This is a genomic window from Gammaproteobacteria bacterium, assembly GCA_016712635.1.
In the GTDB taxonomy this organism is placed as follows: Bacteria; Pseudomonadota; Gammaproteobacteria; order SZUA-140; family SZUA-140; genus JADJWH01.
In genome coordinates, this window is sequence record JADJQS010000015.1 from 76,477 (window position 1) to 97,403 (window position 20,927).

20 protein-coding genes are annotated in these 20,927 nt (G+C 65.3%); 12 read left to right on the forward strand and 8 right to left on the reverse strand.

The features are described from left to right. The first annotated feature begins 114 nt into the window (after positions 1-114). The 10 genes from IPK65_13315 (at position 115) to IPK65_13360 (ending at position 10,503) form a co-directional block, all read left to right on the forward strand. Positions 115-567 (forward strand): purine-binding chemotaxis protein CheW, encoded by a 453-nt coding sequence (locus IPK65_13315; protein MBK8164063.1) that lies wholly within the window; start codon positions 115-117, stop codon positions 565-567. 117 nt (positions 568-684) lie between these two features. Beyond that, positions 685-2,316, forward strand: a complete 1,632-nt coding sequence (locus IPK65_13320; protein MBK8164064.1) for a HAMP domain-containing protein — start codon at positions 685-687, stop codon at positions 2,314-2,316. Between the two features lie 33 nt (positions 2,317-2,349). Continuing rightward, positions 2,350-2,712 carry a response regulator gene (locus IPK65_13325; protein MBK8164065.1) on the forward strand — a complete coding sequence of 121 codons (363 nt, stop codon included), beginning with the start codon at positions 2,350-2,352 and terminating at the stop codon, positions 2,710-2,712. Positions 2,713-2,775: 63 nt separating this feature from the next. Next, positions 2,776-3,312: a chemotaxis protein CheW gene (locus tag IPK65_13330; protein MBK8164066.1), complete on the forward strand. Its 537-nt coding sequence runs from the start codon at positions 2,776-2,778 to the stop codon at positions 3,310-3,312. 532 nt (positions 3,313-3,844) lie between these two features. Further along, positions 3,845-5,155: a HAMP domain-containing protein gene (locus tag IPK65_13335; protein ID MBK8164067.1), complete on the forward strand. Its 1,311-nt coding sequence runs from the start codon at positions 3,845-3,847 to the stop codon at positions 5,153-5,155. 145 nt (positions 5,156-5,300) lie between these two features. Then, the gene (locus IPK65_13340; GenBank protein MBK8164068.1) at positions 5,301-7,034 is read left to right on the forward strand and encodes a PAS domain-containing protein; all 1,734 of its coding nucleotides are present in this window, start codon (positions 5,301-5,303) and stop codon (positions 7,032-7,034) included. A gap of 98 nt (positions 7,035-7,132) precedes the next feature. Next, a complete protein-coding gene (locus IPK65_13345) occupies positions 7,133-7,969 on the forward strand; it encodes a protein-glutamate O-methyltransferase CheR (GenBank protein ID MBK8164069.1) in 837 nt (278 codons plus the stop codon). 112 nt (positions 7,970-8,081) lie between these two features. After that, complete coding sequence (cheD, locus tag IPK65_13350) at positions 8,082-8,648, forward strand: chemoreceptor glutamine deamidase CheD (protein ID MBK8164070.1); 567 nt, start codon at positions 8,082-8,084, stop codon at positions 8,646-8,648. 53 nt (positions 8,649-8,701) lie between these two features. After that, positions 8,702-9,802 carry a chemotaxis response regulator protein-glutamate methylesterase gene (locus IPK65_13355; GenBank protein MBK8164071.1) on the forward strand — a complete coding sequence of 367 codons (1,101 nt, stop codon included), beginning with the start codon at positions 8,702-8,704 and terminating at the stop codon, positions 9,800-9,802. Further along, positions 9,802-10,503, forward strand: coding sequence for a hypothetical protein (locus IPK65_13360; GenBank protein MBK8164072.1), 702 nt, complete (start codon positions 9,802-9,804; stop codon positions 10,501-10,503). The genes IPK65_13355 and IPK65_13360 overlap by 1 nt, the downstream gene beginning before the upstream one ends. Positions 10,504-10,522: 19 nt before the next feature. Here the strand turns inward: IPK65_13360 and IPK65_13365 are convergent, their stop codons facing one another. From IPK65_13365 to IPK65_13380, 4 genes are all read right to left on the reverse strand, one after another. After that, on the reverse strand, positions 10,523-11,047 hold the full coding sequence (locus IPK65_13365; protein ID MBK8164073.1) for a cytochrome b: 525 nt from the start codon (positions 11,045-11,047) through the stop codon (positions 10,523-10,525). 38 nt (positions 11,048-11,085) lie between these two features. Then, positions 11,086-11,751, reverse strand: coding sequence for a class I SAM-dependent methyltransferase (locus tag IPK65_13370; protein MBK8164074.1), 666 nt, complete (start codon positions 11,749-11,751; stop codon positions 11,086-11,088). A gap of 73 nt (positions 11,752-11,824) precedes the next feature. After that, positions 11,825-12,391, reverse strand: coding sequence for a polyisoprenoid-binding protein (locus IPK65_13375; GenBank protein MBK8164075.1), 567 nt, complete (start codon positions 12,389-12,391; stop codon positions 11,825-11,827). Between the two features lie 42 nt (positions 12,392-12,433). Further along, positions 12,434-13,258 (reverse strand): hypothetical protein, encoded by an 825-nt coding sequence (locus IPK65_13380; GenBank protein MBK8164076.1) that lies wholly within the window; start codon positions 13,256-13,258, stop codon positions 12,434-12,436. Between the two features lie 124 nt (positions 13,259-13,382). Here IPK65_13380 and IPK65_13385 point away from each other — a divergent pair, with 124 nt between their 5' ends. Next, complete coding sequence (locus tag IPK65_13385; protein ID MBK8164077.1) at positions 13,383-14,288, forward strand: LysR family transcriptional regulator; 906 nt, start codon at positions 13,383-13,385, stop codon at positions 14,286-14,288. A gap of 134 nt (positions 14,289-14,422) precedes the next feature. Here IPK65_13385 and IPK65_13390 read toward each other — a convergent pair whose 3' ends face one another. Genes IPK65_13390 through IPK65_13405 form a run of 4 tightly spaced genes read right to left on the reverse strand, consistent with a single transcriptional unit; the run spans position 14,423 to position 18,853 of the window. After that, positions 14,423-14,878 carry a cyclic nucleotide-binding domain-containing protein gene (locus tag IPK65_13390; protein ID MBK8164078.1) on the reverse strand — a complete coding sequence of 152 codons (456 nt, stop codon included), beginning with the start codon at positions 14,876-14,878 and terminating at the stop codon, positions 14,423-14,425. A gap of 60 nt (positions 14,879-14,938) precedes the next feature. Continuing rightward, a complete protein-coding gene (locus IPK65_13395) occupies positions 14,939-16,915 on the reverse strand; it encodes a DUF3488 domain-containing transglutaminase family protein (GenBank protein MBK8164079.1) in 1,977 nt (658 codons plus the stop codon). Continuing rightward, entirely contained in the window at positions 16,912-17,883 is a 972-nt protein-coding gene (locus tag IPK65_13400) for a DUF58 domain-containing protein (protein ID MBK8164080.1), read from the reverse strand. The genes IPK65_13395 and IPK65_13400 overlap by 4 nt, the downstream gene beginning before the upstream one ends. Positions 17,884-17,899: 16 nt before the next feature. Beyond that, positions 17,900-18,853, reverse strand: coding sequence for a MoxR family ATPase (locus IPK65_13405; GenBank protein MBK8164081.1), 954 nt, complete (start codon positions 18,851-18,853; stop codon positions 17,900-17,902). Positions 18,854-19,024: 171 nt separating this feature from the next. On the opposite strand from IPK65_13405, the gene mnmG reads away from it, so the two are divergent. Then, positions 19,025-20,920 carry a tRNA uridine-5-carboxymethylaminomethyl(34) synthesis enzyme MnmG gene (mnmG, locus tag IPK65_13410; protein ID MBK8164082.1) on the forward strand — a complete coding sequence of 632 codons (1,896 nt, stop codon included), beginning with the start codon at positions 19,025-19,027 and terminating at the stop codon, positions 20,918-20,920. Positions 20,921-20,927: the final 7 nt, after the last annotated feature.

The following is a 20,927-nucleotide window of genomic DNA, read 5'->3' on the forward strand; positions in this document are numbered from 1 at the left end:
GGACATGACCGATGTGGCGGGTGGTACGGAGTACTCACGATGCAGATGAACACGGCGGTGAAAGAGATCACGAAGCCCGTGGTCGGGCCTGCCGGCGAGTTCGCCGCGGATGAGATGGTGACGGGCTCGCAGTACCTCACCTTCCTCTGCGCGGGAGAAGAGTACGGGATCGACATCCTGCGCGTGCAGGAGATCAAGGGCTGGGAGGGCGCCACTCACGTGCCGCACACCCCGGCCTATATTCTGGGCGTGATGAATCTTCGCGGGTTGATTGTCCCGGTGATCGACCTGCGCACACGATTCAATCTCGAACAGCGGCCATTTAATGCCTCCACCGTGGTGATCGTGCTGCGGGTGCAGTGCGCCATGGCAGAGAAGACCGTTGGCATCGTCGTCGATGCGGTATCCGAGGTTTACACCTTCCCGGCCGAGGCGATCATGCCACCGCCGGAGATGGGTGAACAGATCGACGGGACGTGTGTGAACGGCCTGGCCGGGGTGGATGACAAGATGATCATGCTGCTCGATATCGACAGACTGATCGCATCGAGCATCGATGGCATTTAGATGGAGGGAGGCGCCGGGGATGCCGTGTGACGGATCTACCGGACCGCTTGCTTAAGGGATTCACAGGGATACTCAGGGCGGATATCCGTCTCATGACGGAGTGCTAAGGAGGAGATCATGGAGTTTTTGCGCAAACGCACCGTCACGGTCAGGGTCATGGAGGCCTTCGCGGTGCTGATCGTCCTGGCGGCAGGCCTGTCGATCTATGTGCACGGCAGGCTGAGCGACATCGACGAGAGGAAGGCCCGCCTCGATGAGATACGCGTCTTGACGACAGAGGCGAGGCTGCTGCGGCTCTCGGTGTCCAACCTCAGGCTTTCTTTCGCCGCTGCCTCGCTGACCCGGGATCGCGGCATCGTCGACCGCAAGGCAACACCGCATTACGAGCAGGCGCTGGGTGCGCTCAAACGCATGGTTTTACAGGATCAGCGGGTCGACAGCGGAGCCCTGGGCGATATCGCCGTCCTCGAGAGCGGCCTGCACCGGATGCACCAGTCAGGGGGCCGCATGTTCGAGGCGTATTCCCGCGACTGGGTCCAGGGGAACATGGCGATGGCGGAGCATGATCGAATCTGCGATCCGGTGATCAAGGCCGTGGACGCGAGCGTTGTGAATCTCGACCGGGTGTACGCGGAACTTTCCGCCGCGAACTCACAGGCCATACACGGGCTTGTCCTCACCATGCTGGCCATGGCAGGACTGATCGTGCTCGTCGGCGTGACCTCGGCGTTGATGCTCGCGCGCCGGATTACGCGACCGATGCGGATCATGCGGGAATCCATCATCCGCCTGGTCCGGGGCGATCTCACCCATCGGACGGAGATCAGGGACAGCAGCGAGTTCGGCGAGCTGACGGCGATGATCGACGAACTGACGGACACGCTGAAGGACGTCGTCACCGGGATGATCGACGGGGCCGCCAACATCTCCATAGGATCCAGGCAGATCGCGCGCGGGATCGAGGATGTTTCCCGGCACCGTGCAGATCAGGTATCCAGCCTGGAACAGGCGGCCGCCTCTTCGGAGGCAATCGCATCCGCCCTGCACCGGAGCGCGGATAACGCCCAGCAGATGGGCCGCCTGGTCAAGGCGGCGCTTGAGGAGGCTGAGGCTGGCGGTAACGTTCTCCGTGACACGGCGGTCGCGATTTCCGATGTCGACGGGTCCAGCGGCAAGATCACCGGCATCTTCCGGGTCGTCGATGACATCGCCTCGCGGGCCAACCTCCTTGCGCTCAAGGCCGTGGTCGAGGCGGCGCGCGCCGGCGAACAGGACAACGATTTCGCCGGCGTTGCAACCGAGGCGCATGAGCTGGCGCAGCGCAGCGCGGCGGCAGCCAGGGAAATCAGGGGGTTGATCGATGACAATCTGTGGAGGGTCAAGCTCGGCAGGCAATTGGTCGATCAATCGGGAGAGATGCTCGACAGGGTTATCGCGAATGTAAGAACGATTTCTGGCGACACAGTGGAGGTCTCCAGCGCGAGCCGGGAACAATCGGCGGGTATCGAGCGGATCAACCAGGCTGTACTGCAGATGGGTGTGATGAGCGAACGGGACGCGGTGCTGGTCGGACAGGCGTTCACCGCCACCCGCGCGATGGAGGAGCAGTCGCGCAGACTGCTTGAATGCATCGCCTTTTTCAAGATGCATCGGGTCGGGAGGGCGGCAGCTGCGGGCAACCGCGCCGAGCGTCCAGTCGCCATGCCGCGTTACTTACAAGAAGAGATGATGGGCGTGACCGCAGGCTAGGGCGCTCGTAAATCAAAACCTCGGGGAAGCACGATGGCAACGATTATGGCAGTCGACGATTCAGCCTCCATGCGCCGCATGGTGGCGTTCACGCTCAAGGGTGTTGGGCATGAGGTGATCGAGGCTAAGGACGGGGTGGCCGCATTCTCCACCGCTAGGACCCAGAAGGTCGACCTGGTGGTCACCGACGTCAATATGCCGAACATGGACGGCATCACGCTGGTCCGGGAGTTGCGCACTCTCCCGACCTACCGCTTTACGCCGATCCTGGTCCTGACCACGGAATCCTCCGACGCCAAGAAGCAGGAGGGCAGGGCTGCCGGCGCCACCGGCTGGATCGTCAAGCCGTTCAGCCCGGATCAGCTCATCGCGACGATCAGGAAGGTACTTGGGTAACAGGCGGCTCATCCGGCAGCGTGCACGAGCCGTCATGAACAGAGACAGCAGGGAGAGAGAACAATGAATACGGGACATGCAGCAACGGCAAGGGCGGAAACCGAGGCGCGGGCGGATGACGCGACCGACCAGTTTCTGACCTTTGTCCTGGCGGGGGAGCACTACGGGGTGGATATCCTGCGGGTGCAGGAGATTCGCGGCTGGTCTCAGGTGACCCATATCCCGAATACCCCCGACTACATCCACGGCGTGCTCAACCTGCGCGGCACGATCGTGCCGATCGTGGATCTGCGCACGCGCTTCGGCATCGAGCGCATCGCCAACAGCCGCACCACGGTCATCGTGGTGCTGAGGGTGATGCAGGCGGATCAGCACCGCACCATAGGGCTGGTGGTGGATGCGGTTTCGGATGTATGCAATGTGGGCAATAACGAGCGCAAACCCGCGCCGGACTTCGGTGCCTCGGCGCAGACGGAATTCATCAGCGGCATGGCCGCGATCGACGACAGGATGGTGATCCTGCTCGACGTCGACCGTCTGTTTCACAGCGACGAACTGGCGGTGGTGGATGCCGCAGCCGGATCGCGCCGATCCGGTTGACTCGGCGCACACCTCTACCAGGCAGAACAACAAAGGAAGGGCTGACATGTTCAAGAACATTTCGATCAAGGCGCGCCTGATATTCGTGCTCGGGCTGCTCGCCGTATTGCTGATGATCAACGGGGGGTTCGGTCTGTACGGTCTCAACAAGACCAACGCGAGCCTGCAGAAGGTCTACGAACAGGATGCCGCCAACGTGATCCGGCTGTCCGCCATCGAGCGCAAGATACTGAAGAACCGTATCGCGCTCTTCATCGCGACCTCCGATCCGTCGGAAGACACCATCCGCCTGCGCACCGCAGAGGTGGAGAAGAACATCGGGGAAATCAATACGCTCTGGGACGAATACATGAAGACGGAGATGTCCGCGGAAGACCGCGTGGTGGCCGACGACTTTGCCACCATCTTCCCGCGCTTCATCCAGGAGGGCGTACGTCCCGCGGTGGCCTTCCTGCGCGAAAACAAGGTGGAAGACGCCCAGCGTCACCTGATCTACGTGCTGTTCGCGCTGTCGCTGGCGCTGGAGCCCCGCATGGACGCCCTGATGGAGGTGCAGGAAAGACACGCCAAGGAAAGCTACGAGTCGTCGCAGGCGACATATGGCGAGGTACAGATCATCGCCTTCAGCTGCATCGGCATCGGCATGCTGATGGCCACTGTGGTCGGGTTTTTCCTGGTGCGGGCAATCGTCAACCCGCTCAACGAGGCGGTGCGCATCGCCAACGATATCGCCGCCGGCGATCTGACCAAACAGATCCAGGTGCGCACCAGGGATGAGACCGGCAAGCTGCTCGCCGCCATGAAGCAGATGAGTGCGAAGCTCGCCGAGATGGTCGGCAAGGTGAGCGAGGCCAGCGTGTCGGTCGCCACCGGCGCGCGCGAGATCGCGGCCGGCAATGTCAACCTGTCGCAGCGCACCGAGGAACAGGCCTCCTCGCTGGAGGAGACCGCCTCTTCGATGGAAGAGCTCACCTCGACGGTGAAGCAGAACGCCGACAACGCGCGCCAGGCCAACCAGCTCGCCAATGCCGCGCGCGAGGCGGCCGAGAAGGGCAGCGACGTGGTGTCGCGCGCGATGGGGGCGATGGGGGACATCAACGCCTCCTCGAAGAAGGTCGCGGACATCATCGGGGTGATCGACGAAATCGCGTTCCAGACCAACCTGCTGGCGCTGAACGCGGCGGTCGAGGCCGCGCGCGCCGGCGAGCAGGGCCGCGGCTTCGCGGTGGTCGCCGCCGAGGTGCGCAACCTGGCCCAGCGCAGCGCCACCTCCGCCAAGGAGATCAAGGACCTGATCGGCGATTCGGTGCAGAAGGTCAACGGCGGCGCCGAGCTGGTCAATCAATCGGGCAAGACACTGGAGGAGATCGTCTCCAGCGTGAAGAAGGTCACCGACATCGTGGCCGAGATCGCCGCGGCCAGCCAGGAGCAGTCATCCGGCATCGAGCAGATCAATAAGGCCGTGATGCAGATGGATGAGATGACCCAGCAGAATGCAGCTCTCGTCGAGCAGGCGTCGGCGGCGAGCCGTTCCATGGAAGAGCAGGCCAATGTGATGAGCGACCTGATGGCCCGATTCAAGACCAACGGCGACACGGTGGCACGCACGACACAGCACGCATCAGTGCGCCGGACCGACATGAGTGAGGATGGCGCGGAGACTTCGTCCGAGTCGGTGTCCGGCAAGGCGCGCAAGATGATCAGCGTGCGCATGCCCGCAGCCGCCCGCCGCAGCCAGCAGCAGGCGTCCGCGCATGATGATGAGTTCTCCATGCCGCCGGCACACGCCCGCGTCAATGGCAAGGTCAACGGCGCCGGCGCCGATGAATGGCAGGAGTTTTAACCGAACGTGACAGGGCAGCCGTCTTTGCCGGCAGTCGGGGTGTTTCCTCGCGGCGAACCCGGATGGACTTGCATTATCCATGCAACTCGGTTCACCCGCTTTGACATGGGCGACCGATTTACCGGACAGAAAGCGAGATGTGATCATGCGTAACAATGGACCAGTCACCAACGTCGAGCGTCACTTCGGCGAACATGAGCGCATCGTGTCGAAGACCGACACGAAGGGACGCATCACTTACGTCAACAAGACCTTCGAGGAAATCAGCGGATTCACCAAGGAGGAGCTGATGGGTAAGGCGCACAACATCGTGCGCCACCCCGACATGCCGCCGGCGGCCTTCGAGGATCTGTGGAACACCCTCAAGTCGGGCAAGCCCTGGCGCGGCCTGGTGAAGAACCGCTGCAAGAACGGCGACTATTACTGGGTCGAGGCCAATGTAAATCCGATTTCCGAAAACGGCGAGGTCACCGGCTATGTATCGATGCGCTCGTGCCCGACGCGCGAGCAGGTGGAGTGGGCGGAGAACACCTACCGCCTGGTGCGCGAAGGGCGCGCGAACCATCTCCGGATCAAGGAGGGGCGCGTGGTGCACCGCGGCCTCCGCGGCCAGCTTGAGAAACTCGGCTCCCTCAGCGTCAAGGCGCGCCTGATGCTGGGCATGGCGGCGCTCACCTTTACCGCGATCGGCATGTCGTTCCTGGGTGTCGGAACCTGGGCGTCGATCGGCGTGAACGTCCTCATGCTGATTGCGATGGAATTCTATCTGGTGCGTGTGATCGTGCGCCCGCTGCGCGAGGCTGTGCGGGTATCCAACGCGATCACGGCGGGCGACCTCGGCGTGGAGGTGGAAAACCGGGGACGGGATGAGTTCGGCGATCTGCTCTATGCACTCAGTATCATGAAAGGCACGCTGCAGGGCATCGTCGCGGACGTGGTGTGCAGGGCCTCCGCCTTCAATCATACCGCGAGCGGCATCGCCGCCGGCAACGACAGCCTGTCGCAGCGCACCGAGGAGCAGGCCTCCTCGCTGGAGGAGACCGCCTCTTCGATGGAAGAGCTTACCTCGACGGTGAAGCAGAATGCGGACAACGCCGTGCAGGCCAGCCGCCTGGCGGAAGATACGCGGAAGTCGGCCGAGAAGGGCGGCGAAGTGGTGACCAGGGCGGTCAGCGCCATGAGCGGCATCAACAAGGCGAGCAAGAAGATCGCGGACATCATCGGGGTAATCGACGAGATCGCGTTCCAGACCAACCTGCTGGCGTTGAACGCGGCGGTCGAGGCCGCGCGGGCCGGCGAGCAGGGCCGCGGCTTTGCCGTGGTCGCGGGCGAGGTACGCAGCCTGGCGCAGCGCAGTGCCACCTCCGCCAAGGAGATCAAGGACCTCATCAACGACAGCGTGCTGAAGGTCGAGGCCGGCACCGAACTGGTCAACGCCTCTGGCCAGACGCTCATGGAGATTGTGACCGGGGTCGGCAAGGTGACCACGATCGTCGCCGACATCGCCGCAGCAAGCCGCGAGCAGTCGGCGGGGATCGAACAGGTCAACCAGGCGGTGATGCAGATGGACGACCTCACCCAGCAGAACGCCGCCCTGGTCGAGGAGGCGGCGCAGACCAGCCGCACCCTGGAGGAGGATTCCAGGGGCCTGATCCAGATGATGGACTTCTTCCAGATGGCGTGCGCGCCGGGTGCCCGTTCTGCAGTGCCGCGGAGCCGTCCGGCCGCGGCAAAGGCGGCCGGACGTGACGGTGCGCCGCGGCGCCCGGCGGAATCCGCTGCCAGGCAGGACGGCGCGGAATCCCGCCCGGCGCCGCCACCCATGACGGCGCGGCGGCAGTCCCCTGCCGGCGGAGCCGCGGACCGGGCACAGTTCTAGCAATGGCGGCGTCAAGCGGTGCCGGATACCTGCATCCAGCAGGCGGATAAACAGCGGTCGAGATCAAGAGGCGTAGCGTGGCGGCAAACGGGCAGCTCATATCGGATGTCTATCAGCGTGAACTGGTATTCACCGACGCGGACTTCAATTTCATCCGGCGTCTGGTCGCGGAGAAGACCGGTATCGCCCTGTCGGAACAGAAACGCGAGCTGGTGTACGGGCGGCTTTCCAAGAGACTGCGCAGCCTGGATCTGCAGTCCTTCGCCGATTACTGTTCCTTTGTCGAGCGGAATGCAGACGAACTGCATGAGCTGGTCAACGCCATCACCACCAACCTGACCTCGTTCTTCCGCGAGTCATATCACTTCGACTACCTGCGCGACACCCTGCTGCCGGCGCTCCTGCGCAGCAATGCGGACAGCCGCCGCATCCGCATCTGGTCGGCGGGATGCTCGACCGGCGAGGAGCCCTATTCGATCGCGATGGTGCTGCGCGACGCGCTGCCGTCTGCGCAGGGCTGGGATGCGAAGATCCTCGCCACCGACATCGATTCAAACGTGCTGGCGCGCGCGCAGCAGGGCGTGTACGCGGAGGAGCGCGCGTCCGGCATTCCGGAGCGCTATCTGCGACGCAGCTTCCGCAAGGGACAGGGCGACAACGCGGGCATGCTGCGCGTCGGCGACGAGGTGCGCTCCCTGATCACCTTCCGCCAGCTCAATCTGATGCATGACTGGCCAATGCGCGGCCCGTTCGACGTGATCTTCTGCCGCAACGTGGTGATCTATTTCGACAAGCCGACACAGAGGCGCCTGTTTGACCGCTATGCAGACCTGCTCGCGGATGGCGGGCACCTGTTCATCGGTCATTCGGAGACCTTGTTCAAGGTGAGTGACCGTTTCACCTTGATCGGGCGCACCATCTATCACAAACACTGACGGCAGGGGATGGAATCGCAATGAACGCGAGCGGTCGCGCGAGCGAGAAAGACCCCGCTGTTCTCCCCCGGTCCTGCCCGGGTTCGAGCACATCAACCGCTACTGGGACGATATGCACCGGCAGTTCGCCGCGAAGATCCTGCCGGGTGAGTACTACGTGACCTGCGGCCAGGAAATGGTGGTGACGGTGCTGGGTTCATGCGTGTCGGCCTGCATCCGCGACGCGGTCTCCGGCGTCGGCGGCATGAACCATTTCATGCTGCCGGTGAGCCAGGGCGGTGGCGGGGGTAGCTGGGACGCCGCCGGTCTCGGCGCCTCGACGCGCTACGGCAATTACGCGATGGAGCGGCTGATCAACGACATCCTCAAGAACGGCGGCCGGCGTCAGAACCTGGAGGTCAAGGTATTCGGCGGCGGCAAGATCCTCGCCAACATGACCGATATCGGCGACAAGAACATCAATTTCGTGCGCGCCTACATCAGTGCCGAGGGGTTGCGGCTGTCGGCGAGCGATCTCGGCGATATTCATCCACGCAAGGTCTATTACGCGCCGGCCACTGGCAAGGTCTTCATGAAGAAATTGCGCGCCCTGCACAACAACACCATCCTGGAGCGCGAAACCGCGTATATGGAGGAGATCGTGCACAAACCGGTGGAAGGGGACGTTACCCTGTTCTGACGCCGTGCATCGCACCGGGATTCCGGATTCAGTATCGGACGGAGAATAACAACATGAACAAGATACGCGTACTGATTGTGGACGATTCGGCCCTGGTGCGGCAGCTCCTCACCAAGATGCTCGACAGCGATCCGCAGATCGAAGTCGTGGGTACGGCGCAGGATCCCTATGTCGCGCGCGAGAAGATCAAGGCGCTCAATCCCGACGTGCTGACACTCGACGTCGAGATGCCGAAGATGGACGGCGTGACCTTCCTGTCCAATCTCATGCGGCTGCGCCCGATGCCTGTGGTCATGGTGTCATCGCTCACCGAAAAAAGTGCCGAGGTCACCTTGCGCGCGCTCGAGCTCGGCGCGGTCGATTTCGTCTCCAAGCCGAAGATCGATCTGGCCCACACGCTGGAAGAGTATCGCGATGAAATCCTCGCCAAGGTGAAGATGGCGGCGCATACGCGCCTGCGCCTGCGGGAGCCCGCCCAGATGATCGAGAACATCCCGCCGCGGCTGAGCGCGGACGCGGTGTTGAAACGTGAAAGTCCGCAGCATTTCCGCACCACCGACCGCCTGATCGCGATCGGCGCCTCCACCGGGGGGACCGAGGCGATCAAGGAGGTATTGATGCGGATGCCCCCCGACGCGCCCGGAATAGTGATCTCCCAGCATATCCCGGAGGCGTTCAGCCGTCCTTTCGCCATGCGCATGGATCGCGAGTCGCAGATGACCGTCAGCGAGGCGAGGGACGGACAGCAGGTCCTGCCGGGACATGTGGTGATCGCGCCCGGCAATCGCCATCTGGTCATCGAGCGCGACGGCGCGCGCTACGTGTGCCGGCTCAGCGACGGTCCGCCGGTCAACCGGCACAGGCCGAGCGTGGACGTGATGTTCCGTTCGGTGGCGCAGAACGCCGGCCCCAACGCCATCGGCGTGATCCTGACCGGCATGGGCGACGACGGTGCGCGCGGCCTGAAGGAGATGCACGAGGCGGGCGCCTATACGCTGGCACAGGACGAGCGGAGCAGTGTGGTGTGGGGCATGCCCGGCGAGGCGGTGAAACAGGGCGGCGTGGACGAGATCGTGGACATCCGCGCGATGACGGATACCATTCTGCGTGCCGTCGCGCGCGGCGAGGCCAAGGCCTACGGGAAGGCGGGCTGATGCGGTCGATGCTGGCCAGCCGGAGACGCGCCGCCGCGCCTTCGCTCGGACACCGGGCGGCCTGGGCGCTCAGCGTCGCGGCGGTGGGGATCGCCCTCATTCCGGGCGCCGCCCCCTGGGCAGCGCCCCTGTTCGCGCTCGCCGTCGCGCAGTGGGCCTGGCTGGCGTACGGCGGCAAACAGCCGTGCGTCCGTGGGCCACTCGCCGCCGCGCACGACGGGGACAGCATGCGCAGCGAGGCCCTGCGCAAGCTGATCGCGACGTCGAGCCGCACGGCCGGCAACGACCTGCGCTCCCTGCGCGCCGACCTCAGGCAGGTGCGCGGCCTGGTTCACGACGCGGCGGTGACTCTGGGGGATGGGTTCCAGGAGCTCAGCGAGACGATGCAGCGTGTACGTCCGTCGGCCGGACAGGAAGCCGTGGACGGGATTCAGGTGCTGGTGCGTTCGCTCCAGTTCGAAGACGTGGCGCGCCAGCTGCTCGAGTATTGCGATCACCAGGTGGCCGGCCTGGAGTCCTGCGCGGACGAGCTGGCCGGTCTGCTGTGCGACGCGGAGCTCCTCCGGCAGCCGGCCGAGCGCGAATCAAGGCTGGTACGGGCCTGCGAGAAATACCTTGAGAAAAGCCGCCACTGGGCAGTCGACCGCCAGCGCCATATCACACAGACCTCCATGCTGGCAGGCAAGGTCGAGTTGTTTTAGCGCCGCCGGCGCGGATCCTTCAACCCCGCATGCGGCGCCCGGCGCCGTTACCCTTCAGTGCGTGACCGAGCGCGCCCAGCACATGCACTGCGACCAGACTGATCAGGGTATAGGCGGCGGTGACGTGTGCGGTTTCCAGTATCTCGTGCAGATCGCGCAGTTTCGGCAGAGGACTCGGCAGCGTGAACCAGTCGAACACCTCGAGCGGTCGCGCCAGCGTCCAGACGATGAAGGGTCCGGTCAGGATCAGCACGCCCAGTGCAAGCAGCATCCCGCGATGTACCGCGGCCGTCAGGCGCTGCAGCGCGGGGGGCTGCGCGAAGGCGGGTGGAAAGCCGCGCATCAGACGCCAGGAGATACGGAAGAACAGGAAGACAAACAGGAGCACGCCGAGCGAGACATGCAGGCCGAACCAGAAGTCGCGTGAATCCCCCCGCGGCAGATTGCTGAAATACAGGCCGACGGCGATCATCGCGAAGACCGCGGCGGCCCCCAGCCAGTGATTGAGACGCGAGACCGCGCCGTAGCGGTCATCCTTATCCATTAATGCATCCATGTGGATTCTCCCGCAGTGAGACAGAATCAGACGCGCTTGCGCGCCAGGGTCAGGCCGTCGCCGATCGGCACCAGGCTGAGGTCGACGCGTGCGTCCAGGTGAAGTTTCAGGTTAAAGGTGCGGATGGCGCGCGTCGTCTCGCCCTGATCGGCGGGATCTGCGACGCGGCCGCCCCACAGCACGTTGTCGACGGCGATGAGGCCCCCGGTGCGGACGAGGGTCACGCATGCTTCGTAATATGCGGGCTGACCGGCCTTGTCGGCATCGATGAAGGCGAAATCGAACTGCCCGCCTTCACCCGCCGCGATGAGCCCGTTCAGGGTGTCGAGCGCTGGCGCGAGCCGCAGATCAATTCGCCGGGCGAGTCCCGCCTGTTCCCAGTAGCGCCGCGCGATGTCCGTCCACTCGCGGCTGATGTCGCAGGCGATAAGCCGGCCCTCGGGCGGCAGGCCGCGCGCAATCGCCATGGCGCTGTAGCCGGTGAAGGTCCCGATCTCGATCGCGCGTCGGGCCCCGCACAGACGTACCAGCAGGGTCATGAACTGGGCCTGGTCAGCTGCGACCTGCATCACGCCGTGTTCAAGCGCGTCGGTCTCCGCGCGCAGCGCCCGGTCCACGTCGGTGTCGCGGAGGGACACCGACAACAGATAGTCGTACAGACGCTCGTCGAGAGGAAGCGTGCGTTTGCCCATGCTTTATCCCGCGGGCGTGAGCCGGTCCGCGCCCCGCGCAACAGCGGCGGGGCGCAGTTTCCGCACGGTCAGATCAGTCCTTCAACGCCTCGACTTCGAGGGTGATCTTCATTTCGTCGCCGACGGCGGGCAGCGCGTAGTTGACGCCGAAGTCGGAGCGCTTGATGGTTGCGGTCGCGTTGAACCCGCACATCTCCTTCTTGTTCATCGGGTTGGCGCCGCACTGGATATGGTCGACAGCGAGCGTGACCGGCTTGCTGACACCCATGATGGTCAGTGTGCCATCCACCGTCGCGCTGGAATCACCGCTGATGACCACCTTGCTCGACTTGTAGGTGATGGCCGGGAACTCCGCGGCGTTCAGGAAGTCGGGCGAGCGCAGGTGATCGTCGCGCTTCTTGAACCCGGTGTCGACGGAATTGGCGTCGATCTTGATGTCGACCGAACCGGTCTTGCCGGCCAGGTCCACCGTGATCTTGCCCTCGGTGGTGTTGAAGCGGCCGTGCATGGTGGAAAAGCCCAGGTGGCTGATTGCGAAATGCGGGTAGGTGTGGGCGGGGTCCACCGTGTAGAAGGCCGGGGCCGCAAGTGCGGTCGCGGGCAGGACGGATACGGCAATCAAGAGCAGGGATTTACGCATGGTATGACTCCTTCAGGGTTGCGTGGGTTGTGGAAGTCGGACTCAGATCAGGGGGGCGCCGGCGACGCGCCAGGTGATGATGATGGCGGCGGCCGGCGCGGGCAGCATGTAGAGCGCTGCCAGGGCTACCCGGGCAAAACGATTGCGTCCCGCCGGCAGCGGCAGGCACGCCAGCAGCGGGATCAGGGCGAGCGGGGCCAGGCTGTACCACGGCAGGCTGGCATAATGCACCGCGGCCACCCCGAGCATCGCACACAACAGCGTCGCCGGCAGGGTCAGGGTGCGCCCCGGGGCGAATTCTCCCCGCCACAGGATCACCAGCACATAGGCGCCGACAGCGGCGGCGACTGCGCCGCCCAGTTGACCCATCAGCGCCGAGGCGCCAAGCAGGGCGCTGATGCCCGTGCCGACGGCGAGCATAAGGACAGCAACCGTCGCCTTGACCGGCCGCGACTCCAGGGTTTCCATCCCCGCCGTCAGCCAGGCGGCGTAGGCGAGCGCAGGCAAAACCGCTCGGGCGAGATCGGCGCCTTCGCTGCGTGCGGCGACCGGCCAGATGAGCCACAGGATGGCCGCAGCGGACGCTGTCGCGGGCAGCCACAGACGCAGCCGGCGGTCGCGTACCAGGGTCTCGAGCGCGACGGCGACCAGGACCGCGCCCGCGGCCGCCAGCAGCATCTTGCGCGTGCTGGTCAGCGGCAGCAGCTGAAAGCCCGCAATCAGATACGCGGCACAGCCGAAGGCGAGGGCGAAACCCAGGCCGGCCCAGGGGGCGCCAGCGCGTCGCAGCACCAGCGCTGCGATCAGGGCGGCTGCGAACGGAATCAGCGCCGACTGCACGAAGACATTGTCCAGCCATGGACTCATCAAGAAGTTCCTGTGGTAGATCTCAACAATTGATAACTATTCTCGATCTGAATGATGGGGGCGTGCAATAAGTTTATAATCACGCATGATATAACAACATTGTTTCCATTTCTGGACTAATCCGGTGGGGTCGATCGACGACATGCGCCTGTTCGCCCGGCTGGTAGAGCTGCGCAGCTTCACCGCCGTGGCGCACGCCATGCAGATGGCGCGTTCCCTGGTGAGCAAGCGCGTCTCGCGCCTGGAGGACCAGCTGGGCGTACAGCTCATCAGCCGCACGACGCGCCGGCTCGAGCTGACCGAGGCCGGCAGGACTTTCTATCAGTACTGCCAGCAGATGGATGTCCTGCGGCAGGAGGCCGAGGCCGCCGTGGGCGAGATACGCCAGCGCCCGATGGGGGTACTGCGGCTCAATGCGCCGGTGATGTTCGGCCAGATTGTCTTGCCGCGCATCATCACCGGCTTTCTCACCCAGTTTCCCGACGTCCATGTCGTGTTGAGCCTCAATGACCAGTATGTGGACGTGGTCGAGGGCGGTTACGATCTGGTGATCCGCATCGGCAATCTGAAGAGTTCCACGATGCGCGCGCGCAAGGTGGGTTCGACCCGCCTGCGCGTGTACGCGCATGAGCGCTATCTGGCCGCTCACGGGACTCCGCGCACGCCGCAGCATCTCAAGGATCACAACTGCCTGCTGTATCAGCACCAGATCAGCGGCCCCAACGACTGGGAATTCAGCGGCCCGGCCGGCAAGGAGACGGTCGAGGTGAGCGGCAACTTCAGCGCGGAAAACAGCGTGCCGCTGTATCAGGCCGCCAGGGATGGGCTCGGCATCACGCGCATGCCGAACTTCATCGAGGAGGCCTTCGGCCGCAACGGCATGGTCTATCTGCTGGAGGATTACGAACCGGTGGTCGACATACACGCGGTTTACGCCACCACGCGCAAACCCCCGCTCAACACCCGCGTGTTAATCGACTATCTGGCCGAACGCCTGTCTGTGCGCGACTTGACCAACGACAGGGACTGAGGGCTCAGGATGGCGGGTCGAGTGAAAATCGACACACCGAGGCCAGCGCAGGAATCTGCGGGCTTCGCGCCGCTCGGCTCGACAGATTTAAGGTTCTGTTACTGAGTGCCGGGCACTCAATCCTCAGCCCTGTGTCAGAGATGATCGATCAGCTTGCCCGTGGTCTGGCGCAGGCGCTGGCTCAGCATGTTGGCGATCTTGATCAGCAGCTTGTTGCCGATGCGGGGACGTTCCTCGCAGATGCGCATTAGGTTTTCGCGCGACAACAGCACCAGCACCGACGGCGCGGAGGCGATCACGGTGGCGGAGTAGGGCTGTCCATCGATTACGGAGATCTCGCCGATGAGCTTGCCGGGGATGACGTCGGTGATCTTCTTCGGTTGGCCGCTCGGGCCGCCCTTGAGGACCTCGAGCCTGCCCTCGAGCAGCAGGCACATGTGCGCGGTGCGCTCGCCTTCGCGGAAGATCACGCTGCCCTGGTCCACGCGCTGCCCCACCAGGTAGGCGGCCAGCAGCGTGGTTTCATCGCGCTTGAAATCCTCGAACATCGCCATGCGTTCGAGTTTGGGGATCAGTTCATGCTTATGCATGGCTACGATGACCGTCGGCGCCGGCCGCAGGAAGCGCGCTGCCCGCTGTGCGGCGTCGCATCATGGACGGAATGTCGCGACCGCGCGACGCAGTTGCTTGATTTGGTCCGCAGAGTAGTGGCTTTCATAGCGTATTGCAATATACAGGCGGTTGATGAAGGCGACCGCTTCGCGCAGCTCGGGCAACTGCCGCTGTACACGGGCGCCGAAGGCCGCCGGACCCTCCTCCGGCGCGCGCACGATGCCGCGCCGGGCAAGCTTGGCGCAGAAGCGCTGATACAGCATCAGCGCTGGATCGGTCCGGCGCCGGCGTCTGAGCAGCAGCGAGAGTCCCAGCGCGGCGAGCAGCAGCACGGCGCCCGCGAGCGTCGCAAGCGCTGTGGTGGCCCAGGAATGCAGGCCGAGCCGCGCGAGGAAGGCCGCCTGGTTCTCCGGTCCGTAGGAGAGCACCCACTGGTTCCAGCGGTTGTTGACGGTATCCCACGCCAGGCGGGAACGCTGCCATAACGCGCCGAAAGCTCCTCCTCCGAAGTCGCGCAACAGCCCGCGCTGCGGCGCCGGCAGGATGCTGTCGATGCCCTGTTCGATTCGCTGCGGCGCCACTGCGGACGTGGGATCGATGCGCACCCAGCCCTGGCCCTCCAGCCAGACCTCGCTCCAGGCATGCGCGTCGCGCTGCCGTACGATCAGGTACTCGCCGAGCGGATTTTCTTCACCGCCCTGGTATCCGGTCACGACACGGGCCGGGATGCCTGCCGCGCGCATCAGCACGGTGAACGCGGCGGAGTAGTGCTCACAGAATCCGCGCCGGGTCTCGAACAGAAACTGGTCGACGGAGTCGCCGCTCAGCGGGGGCGGTTCGAGCGTGTAGAAAAAGGGCTCCTCGCCGAAATAGCGCAGCGCGCGATTGACCACCGCCATGTCATCGTCCGCCTGCGCGCGCCACTCGGCGCCGAGGGCCCGTGCGGCAGGATTCGCCGGCGGCAATTGCAGGGCGCGGACACGTTCCGCCGCCGTCAGCGCGGCGGTGCGGTAGTAGGTGGCCGAGGTGACGGTATAGCGAGTCAGCTGGCGCACCGGTTTGTCTGCGAACAGGAAGAGATCGCGCGTCCGGTGCGCGCCCGGTGGCACGGAGAGCGGCAGGTCGAGTGCGTACATCCAGCCGCGGCTGTGCGGCTCCAGCGTCACGGTATATTCCACCGTCTCGTCGTCGAGCGGCACGAAACCGGGGACTGCGGCCGGCGGCGTGACGGTCCGGTCGCGGTCGACCGACCAGTTGCGTCCATCGGTGTACCACAATACCGGGCCGCGCCAGTAGAGCATCTGTGAGGGCGGCGGTGCGCTGCTGAATCCGACGCGGAAGGCTATCTCGTCTGAGCGGCTCAGATGGGTGATGCTGCCGGGGGACATCGAGTCGTTGAGACCCGCAGTGCCGCCGCCGTCCTGAGGCAGTCCCCACAACGGCCCGGGAAGGCGCGGAAACAGGACGAACAGCAGCAGGGTGAGCGGGATTGCCTGCAGCAGCAGGGCACCGGAGCGTTGCAGCAGCGTGCGCAGCGGTGCGCCTCGCGCGGGCTGGTTCAGCTCGATCATGGCGGCGGTGATTACCACCAGCACCAGCGCCAGATAGAGCAGGGTCGGGATCGACTGCGAATACAGCACGACAGCCACGCACAGGAAATAATCCAGGAACAGGACCACCACCGCATCGCGGTAGCAGCGCGTCTCGAGCAGCTTGAGTCCGAGCATGATAACCAGCAGGCCGGTGCCGGCGTCGCGTCCGAACACGGTGCCGAAACCCAGGATGACGCCGCTCAGCGCGGCCAGCGTGAACAGCGTGCGCACGGCCGTGCCGGGCAATGCCCAGGCGTAATGCGCGGACATCCAGCGCCAGAGCGCGAAGACGATGCAGAACAAGGGAATGAAGGGTGGCAGGTGCGGCAGGTGCGGCAGCATCGTCGCCCCGGTTGCCAGCATCAGCAGATTGACCGCGCGCCTGTCCAGCGGCAGGTCGTCGGGCGAAAAACGGCGTTTCACGCCGCCTCCTCGCACAACGCCAGCGCCATCAGGCAGCGGTGCCGGTGCGCCTCGCCGTGTCCCGCCGCGATGACCGATCCGGGCAGCCTCAGGCCGTAGCGGTACCCGCCCTGCTCCGCCCACAGGACGCCCCGGCACAGCAGGCCGAGGCGAATCTCGATGTCGCGGACCGGGTGATCATGCCAGTCCAGCCACAGTTCCTCGCCGAGTTGATCGCAGAACATCTTGGTCATCAGTGTCTGGCCGCGCGCGGCCGCCTTCCAGTCCACGTGCCGCGGCGAATCGCCTGGATGGTAGGTGCGCAGGCCCATGAAGTCGTCGCTGCCCGGGTGCTGGCCGCGGCGCGTGCCGCTGCCGGGGCGGCGGTGCGGCGGTGTGGTGAATTTCGCCGCCGGCGCCGGGTAGACCAGACAGCGCGCGTCCAGCCTGAGCTGTGACCAGGCGCGGAACAGGCCGAGCGGATAACGCGTGAACACCGTCAGGGTGCCGAACGGTAGCCAGCCGCGGCGCATGGCGGGCAGCGCCAGCTCGACGGCGACGCGCCCGCCCGCCGCGATATCGGTGAACACGGGCACCTGTCCCGCGAGATTGAGCCCGATCCCGACGCGTCCGGGTCCCTTGCCGTTGTCTATCACCACGGTGAATAGGGCGGCGTCACCGCAGAACACCGCGGCGGCACGGCCCGCCTGGAACGTCAGCCGCAGCATGTTGTGGTAGGCGTGCAGGATCGAAACCAGGGCGGTTCCGATGAGGAGGAAGCTGAGCAGGAAGCCGGTGCTGTTGTTGTAATTCGTGGCGCCGATCAGCATCACGAAGGTGAGCAGCCCGAACAGCAGGCCGTATCGCGTCGGCAGGATGAAGATGCGCCGTTGCATGAGTTCGACCGCGCGGTCGCGCGGGGCGTGGCGGCGGTCGATGCCGAGCAGGCGGTGCAGCTTGTGCGGCAGCGATGTCAGCGACAGGGGCATGGCCGCGTGCGCGTTATCAGGGGATGGGCACGGCGGCGAGCTGCGACACCAGTTCGTCGACGGCGTGCGCGGGCTGGCCGTCACCCGGCTGAAGGCGGTGGCCGACCACGCTGGGCAGCACGCTTTGCACATCTTCGGGTATCACGTGGGTACGGCCGTCCATCAGCGCCCAGGCCTGGGAGCAGCGCAGCAGCGCAAGCCCGGCGCGCGGAGACAGTCCGTTCTGGCAGAGCGGAGATTCACGCGAGGAGGCGAGCACGGCCTGCAGGTAATCGACCAGCGCGGCGGAGACGTGGATCTCCGCGACGCGGGACTGCACCATGGCGAGCTCCTCGGAGCTCATGCTGGGCGGCAGGCGCTGCAGCAGCTCACGACGGTTGGCGCCCAGCAGCAGGGCACGCTCAGCCGCGCGGTCCGGGTATCCCATGCGGATACACATCAGGAAGCGGTCGAGCTGCGATTCCGGCAGCGGGAATGTACCAATCTGGTAGGTCGGGTTCTGGGTCGCGATGACGAAGAAAGGCTGCGGCAGCGGGTAGGTTTCGCCATCGGTGGTGACCTGGTATTCCTCCATCGCCTCCAGCAGTGCACTCTGCGCCTTTGGCGTGGCGCGATTGACCTCGTCGGCGAGGACGACCTGGGAAAACACCGGGCCCGGATGGAACTTGAAGACGCCGCCTTCGTTGTCGTATACGGACACCCCGAGGATGTCGGCCGGCAGCATGTCGCTGGTGAACTGGATGCGCTGGAACTTGAGTCCGAAGGCGCGCGCCAGCACGTGCGCCAGCGTGGTCTTGCCGACGCCGGGCAGATCCTCGATGAGCAGATGGCCACGTGCAATCAGGCAGGCCACGGCGAGCCGGATGACTTCGTCCTTGCCGAGGATGACGCCGCCGATGTCGGCGATGACCTTGTTCAGCAGCGGGTTGAAATCCCCGCCGGATGCGGGGGCTGCGGCGTGTGGGCGCATCGTCCTCTGTATAACGGTTGTTGATCTTGGTATGATGCCGGCACCGTGTCCGTGATGCCGTGCGGTCGCGTGACATAGTTAGCGGCACGCGGGTGTCCCGACTTTATCCCAAGCCCCAATTTTTACTCCGTTTTTTCCGCGCACGGCGTCCGCCGGGCAAGGCAGGCAGGAATGGACTTCAGCGACAGATTCGATGTCATCGTGGTGGGTGGTGGACACGCCGGCACCGAGGCGGCGCTGGCTGCCGCGCGCAGCGGAGCGCGCACGCTGCTGCTGACGCACAATTTCGACACCCTTGGCCAGATGAGCTGCAACCCGGCCATCGGCGGCATCGGCAAGGGACACCTGGTAAAGGAGGTCGACGCGCTCGGCGGACTGATGGCGCGCGCCGCCGATCAGGCCGGCATCCACTTCCGCACCCTGAACGGCAGCAAGGGGCCGGCGGTGCGCGCGACACGCGCGCAGGCCGACCGCGCGCTGTACCGCCGCGCAGTGCGGCGCGCGCTCGAGGCGCAGGCGAATCTGTGGCTGTTCCAGCAGGGTGTCGACGACCTGATCGTGGAGGGCGATGAGGTGCGCGGCGTGGTGACGCAGGGCGGGCTGCGCTTTCATGCCCGCGCGGTCGTGCTCACCGTGGGCACCTTTCTCGGCGGCCGCATCCATGTCGGGCAGACCCAGCACCCGGGCGGCCGTGCGGGCGATCCGCCGTCCATCACGCTCGCCCGGCGCCTGCGCGAACTGCCGCTGCGCGTCGGTCGCCTCAAGACCGGAACGCCACCCCGCATTGACGGCCGCAGCCTCGACTACAGCGTCATGCGTGAACAGCCCGGCGACGACCCGCGCCCGGTGTTCTCCTACCTGGGCTCGGCCGCCGACCACCCGCGCCAGGTCTCCTGTTTCATCACCGCGACGTGCGTACGCACGCACGACATCATCCGCGCCGGGCTTGACCGCTCGCCGCTCTTCACCGGCGTGATCGAGGGTGTGGGGCCGCGCTATTGTCCCTCGATCGAGGACAAGGTCGTGCGATTCGCCGACAGGGACTCGCACCAGATCTTCGTCGAACCTGAAGGGCTGGACGCGCACGAGATCTACCCCAACGGCATTTCCACCAGCCTGCCTTTCGATGTCCAGCTTGCCCTGGTGCGGTCGATACCGGGCTTCGGGCGCGCCCACATCACGCGGCCCGGCTACGCCATCGAGTACGATTATTTCGATCCGCGCGACCTCAAGCCTACGCTGGAGACACGCGTCATCGCCGGCCTGTTCTTCGCCGGCCAGATTAACGGTACCACCGGCTACGAAGAGGCCGCTGCGCAGGGTCTGGTCGCCGGACTCAACGCCGCGCGGCGCGTACAGGAACGGGAAGGCTGGTGCCCGTTTCGCGACGAGGCCTATATCGGGGTGCTGATCGATGACCTGATCACGCGCGGGGCCACCGAACCTTACCGCATGTTCACCAGCCGCGCCGAATACCGCCTGCTGCTGCGCGAGGACAACGCCGACCTGCGCCTGACCCCGAAGGGACGGGAGCTCGGGCTGGTGGACGACGAGCGCCTGCGCCGCTTCGAGGCGAAGCGCACGGCGGTGGAACGCGAACAGCAGCGCCTGCGCGCGACCTGGCTGCGGCCTGCCACGATTCCGGAAGAGGCCGCCGCGGCCGTGCTGGGCGGCCCGCTCGCGCGGGAATTCACCCTGCTCGAGCTGCTGCGCCGCCCAGGGGTCGGATACCAGGCTCTCATGTCACTGCCCGGCGCCGGTCCCGGCGTGGCGGACGCGATGGTGGCGGAACAGGTCGAGATCCAGGCGCGTTATGCGGGCTATATTGACCGCCAGCGCGACGAGATCGAGCGCCAGCGCCGCCATGAGGAGACGCGGTTGCCGGAGGGACTGGATTATGCCGCAGTGCACGGTTTGTCCACCGAGGCACGCCAGAAGCTTGCCGACGCGCGCCCGGTGACGCTGGGCCAGGCGGCGCGCATACCCGGGGTGACGCCGGCGGCCGTTTCTCTGTTGCTGCTGTACCTGAAGAAGCACGCCCACCAGGCCGTGCGCGCATCCGCCTGAGCGGATG

Coding starts and splice junctions, on each gene's coding strand:
- IPK65_13315 (MBK8164063.1), top strand. CDS start 115: ATGGTGACGGGCTCGCAGTACCTCACCTTCCTCTGCGCGGGAGAAGAG.
- IPK65_13320 (MBK8164064.1), top strand. CDS start 685: ATGGAGTTTTTGCGCAAACGCACCGTCACGGTCAGGGTCATGGAGGCC.
- IPK65_13325 (MBK8164065.1), top strand. CDS start 2,350: ATGGCAACGATTATGGCAGTCGACGATTCAGCCTCCATGCGCCGCATG.
- IPK65_13330 (MBK8164066.1), top strand. CDS start 2,776: ATGAATACGGGACATGCAGCAACGGCAAGGGCGGAAACCGAGGCGCGG.
- IPK65_13335 (MBK8164067.1), top strand. CDS start 3,845: ATGGACGCCCTGATGGAGGTGCAGGAAAGACACGCCAAGGAAAGCTAC.
- IPK65_13340 (MBK8164068.1), top strand. CDS start 5,301: ATGCGTAACAATGGACCAGTCACCAACGTCGAGCGTCACTTCGGCGAA.
- cheD (MBK8164070.1), top strand. CDS start 8,082: ATGCACCGGCAGTTCGCCGCGAAGATCCTGCCGGGTGAGTACTACGTG.
- IPK65_13355 (MBK8164071.1), top strand. CDS start 8,702: ATGAACAAGATACGCGTACTGATTGTGGACGATTCGGCCCTGGTGCGG.
- IPK65_13360 (MBK8164072.1), top strand. CDS start 9,802: ATGCGGTCGATGCTGGCCAGCCGGAGACGCGCCGCCGCGCCTTCGCTC.
- IPK65_13365 (MBK8164073.1), bottom strand. CDS start 11,047: ATGGATAAGGATGACCGCTACGGCGCGGTCTCGCGTCTCAATCACTGG.
- IPK65_13370 (MBK8164074.1), bottom strand. CDS start 11,751: ATGGGCAAACGCACGCTTCCTCTCGACGAGCGTCTGTACGACTATCTG.
- IPK65_13375 (MBK8164075.1), bottom strand. CDS start 12,391: ATGCGTAAATCCCTGCTCTTGATTGCCGTATCCGTCCTGCCCGCGACC.
- IPK65_13380 (MBK8164076.1), bottom strand. CDS start 13,258: ATGAGTCCATGGCTGGACAATGTCTTCGTGCAGTCGGCGCTGATTCCG.
- IPK65_13390 (MBK8164078.1), bottom strand. CDS start 14,878: ATGCATAAGCATGAACTGATCCCCAAACTCGAACGCATGGCGATGTTC.
- IPK65_13400 (MBK8164080.1), bottom strand. CDS start 17,883: ATGCCCCTGTCGCTGACATCGCTGCCGCACAAGCTGCACCGCCTGCTC.
- IPK65_13405 (MBK8164081.1), bottom strand. CDS start 18,853: ATGCGCCCACACGCCGCAGCCCCCGCATCCGGCGGGGATTTCAACCCG.
- mnmG (MBK8164082.1), top strand. CDS start 19,025: ATGGACTTCAGCGACAGATTCGATGTCATCGTGGTGGGTGGTGGACAC.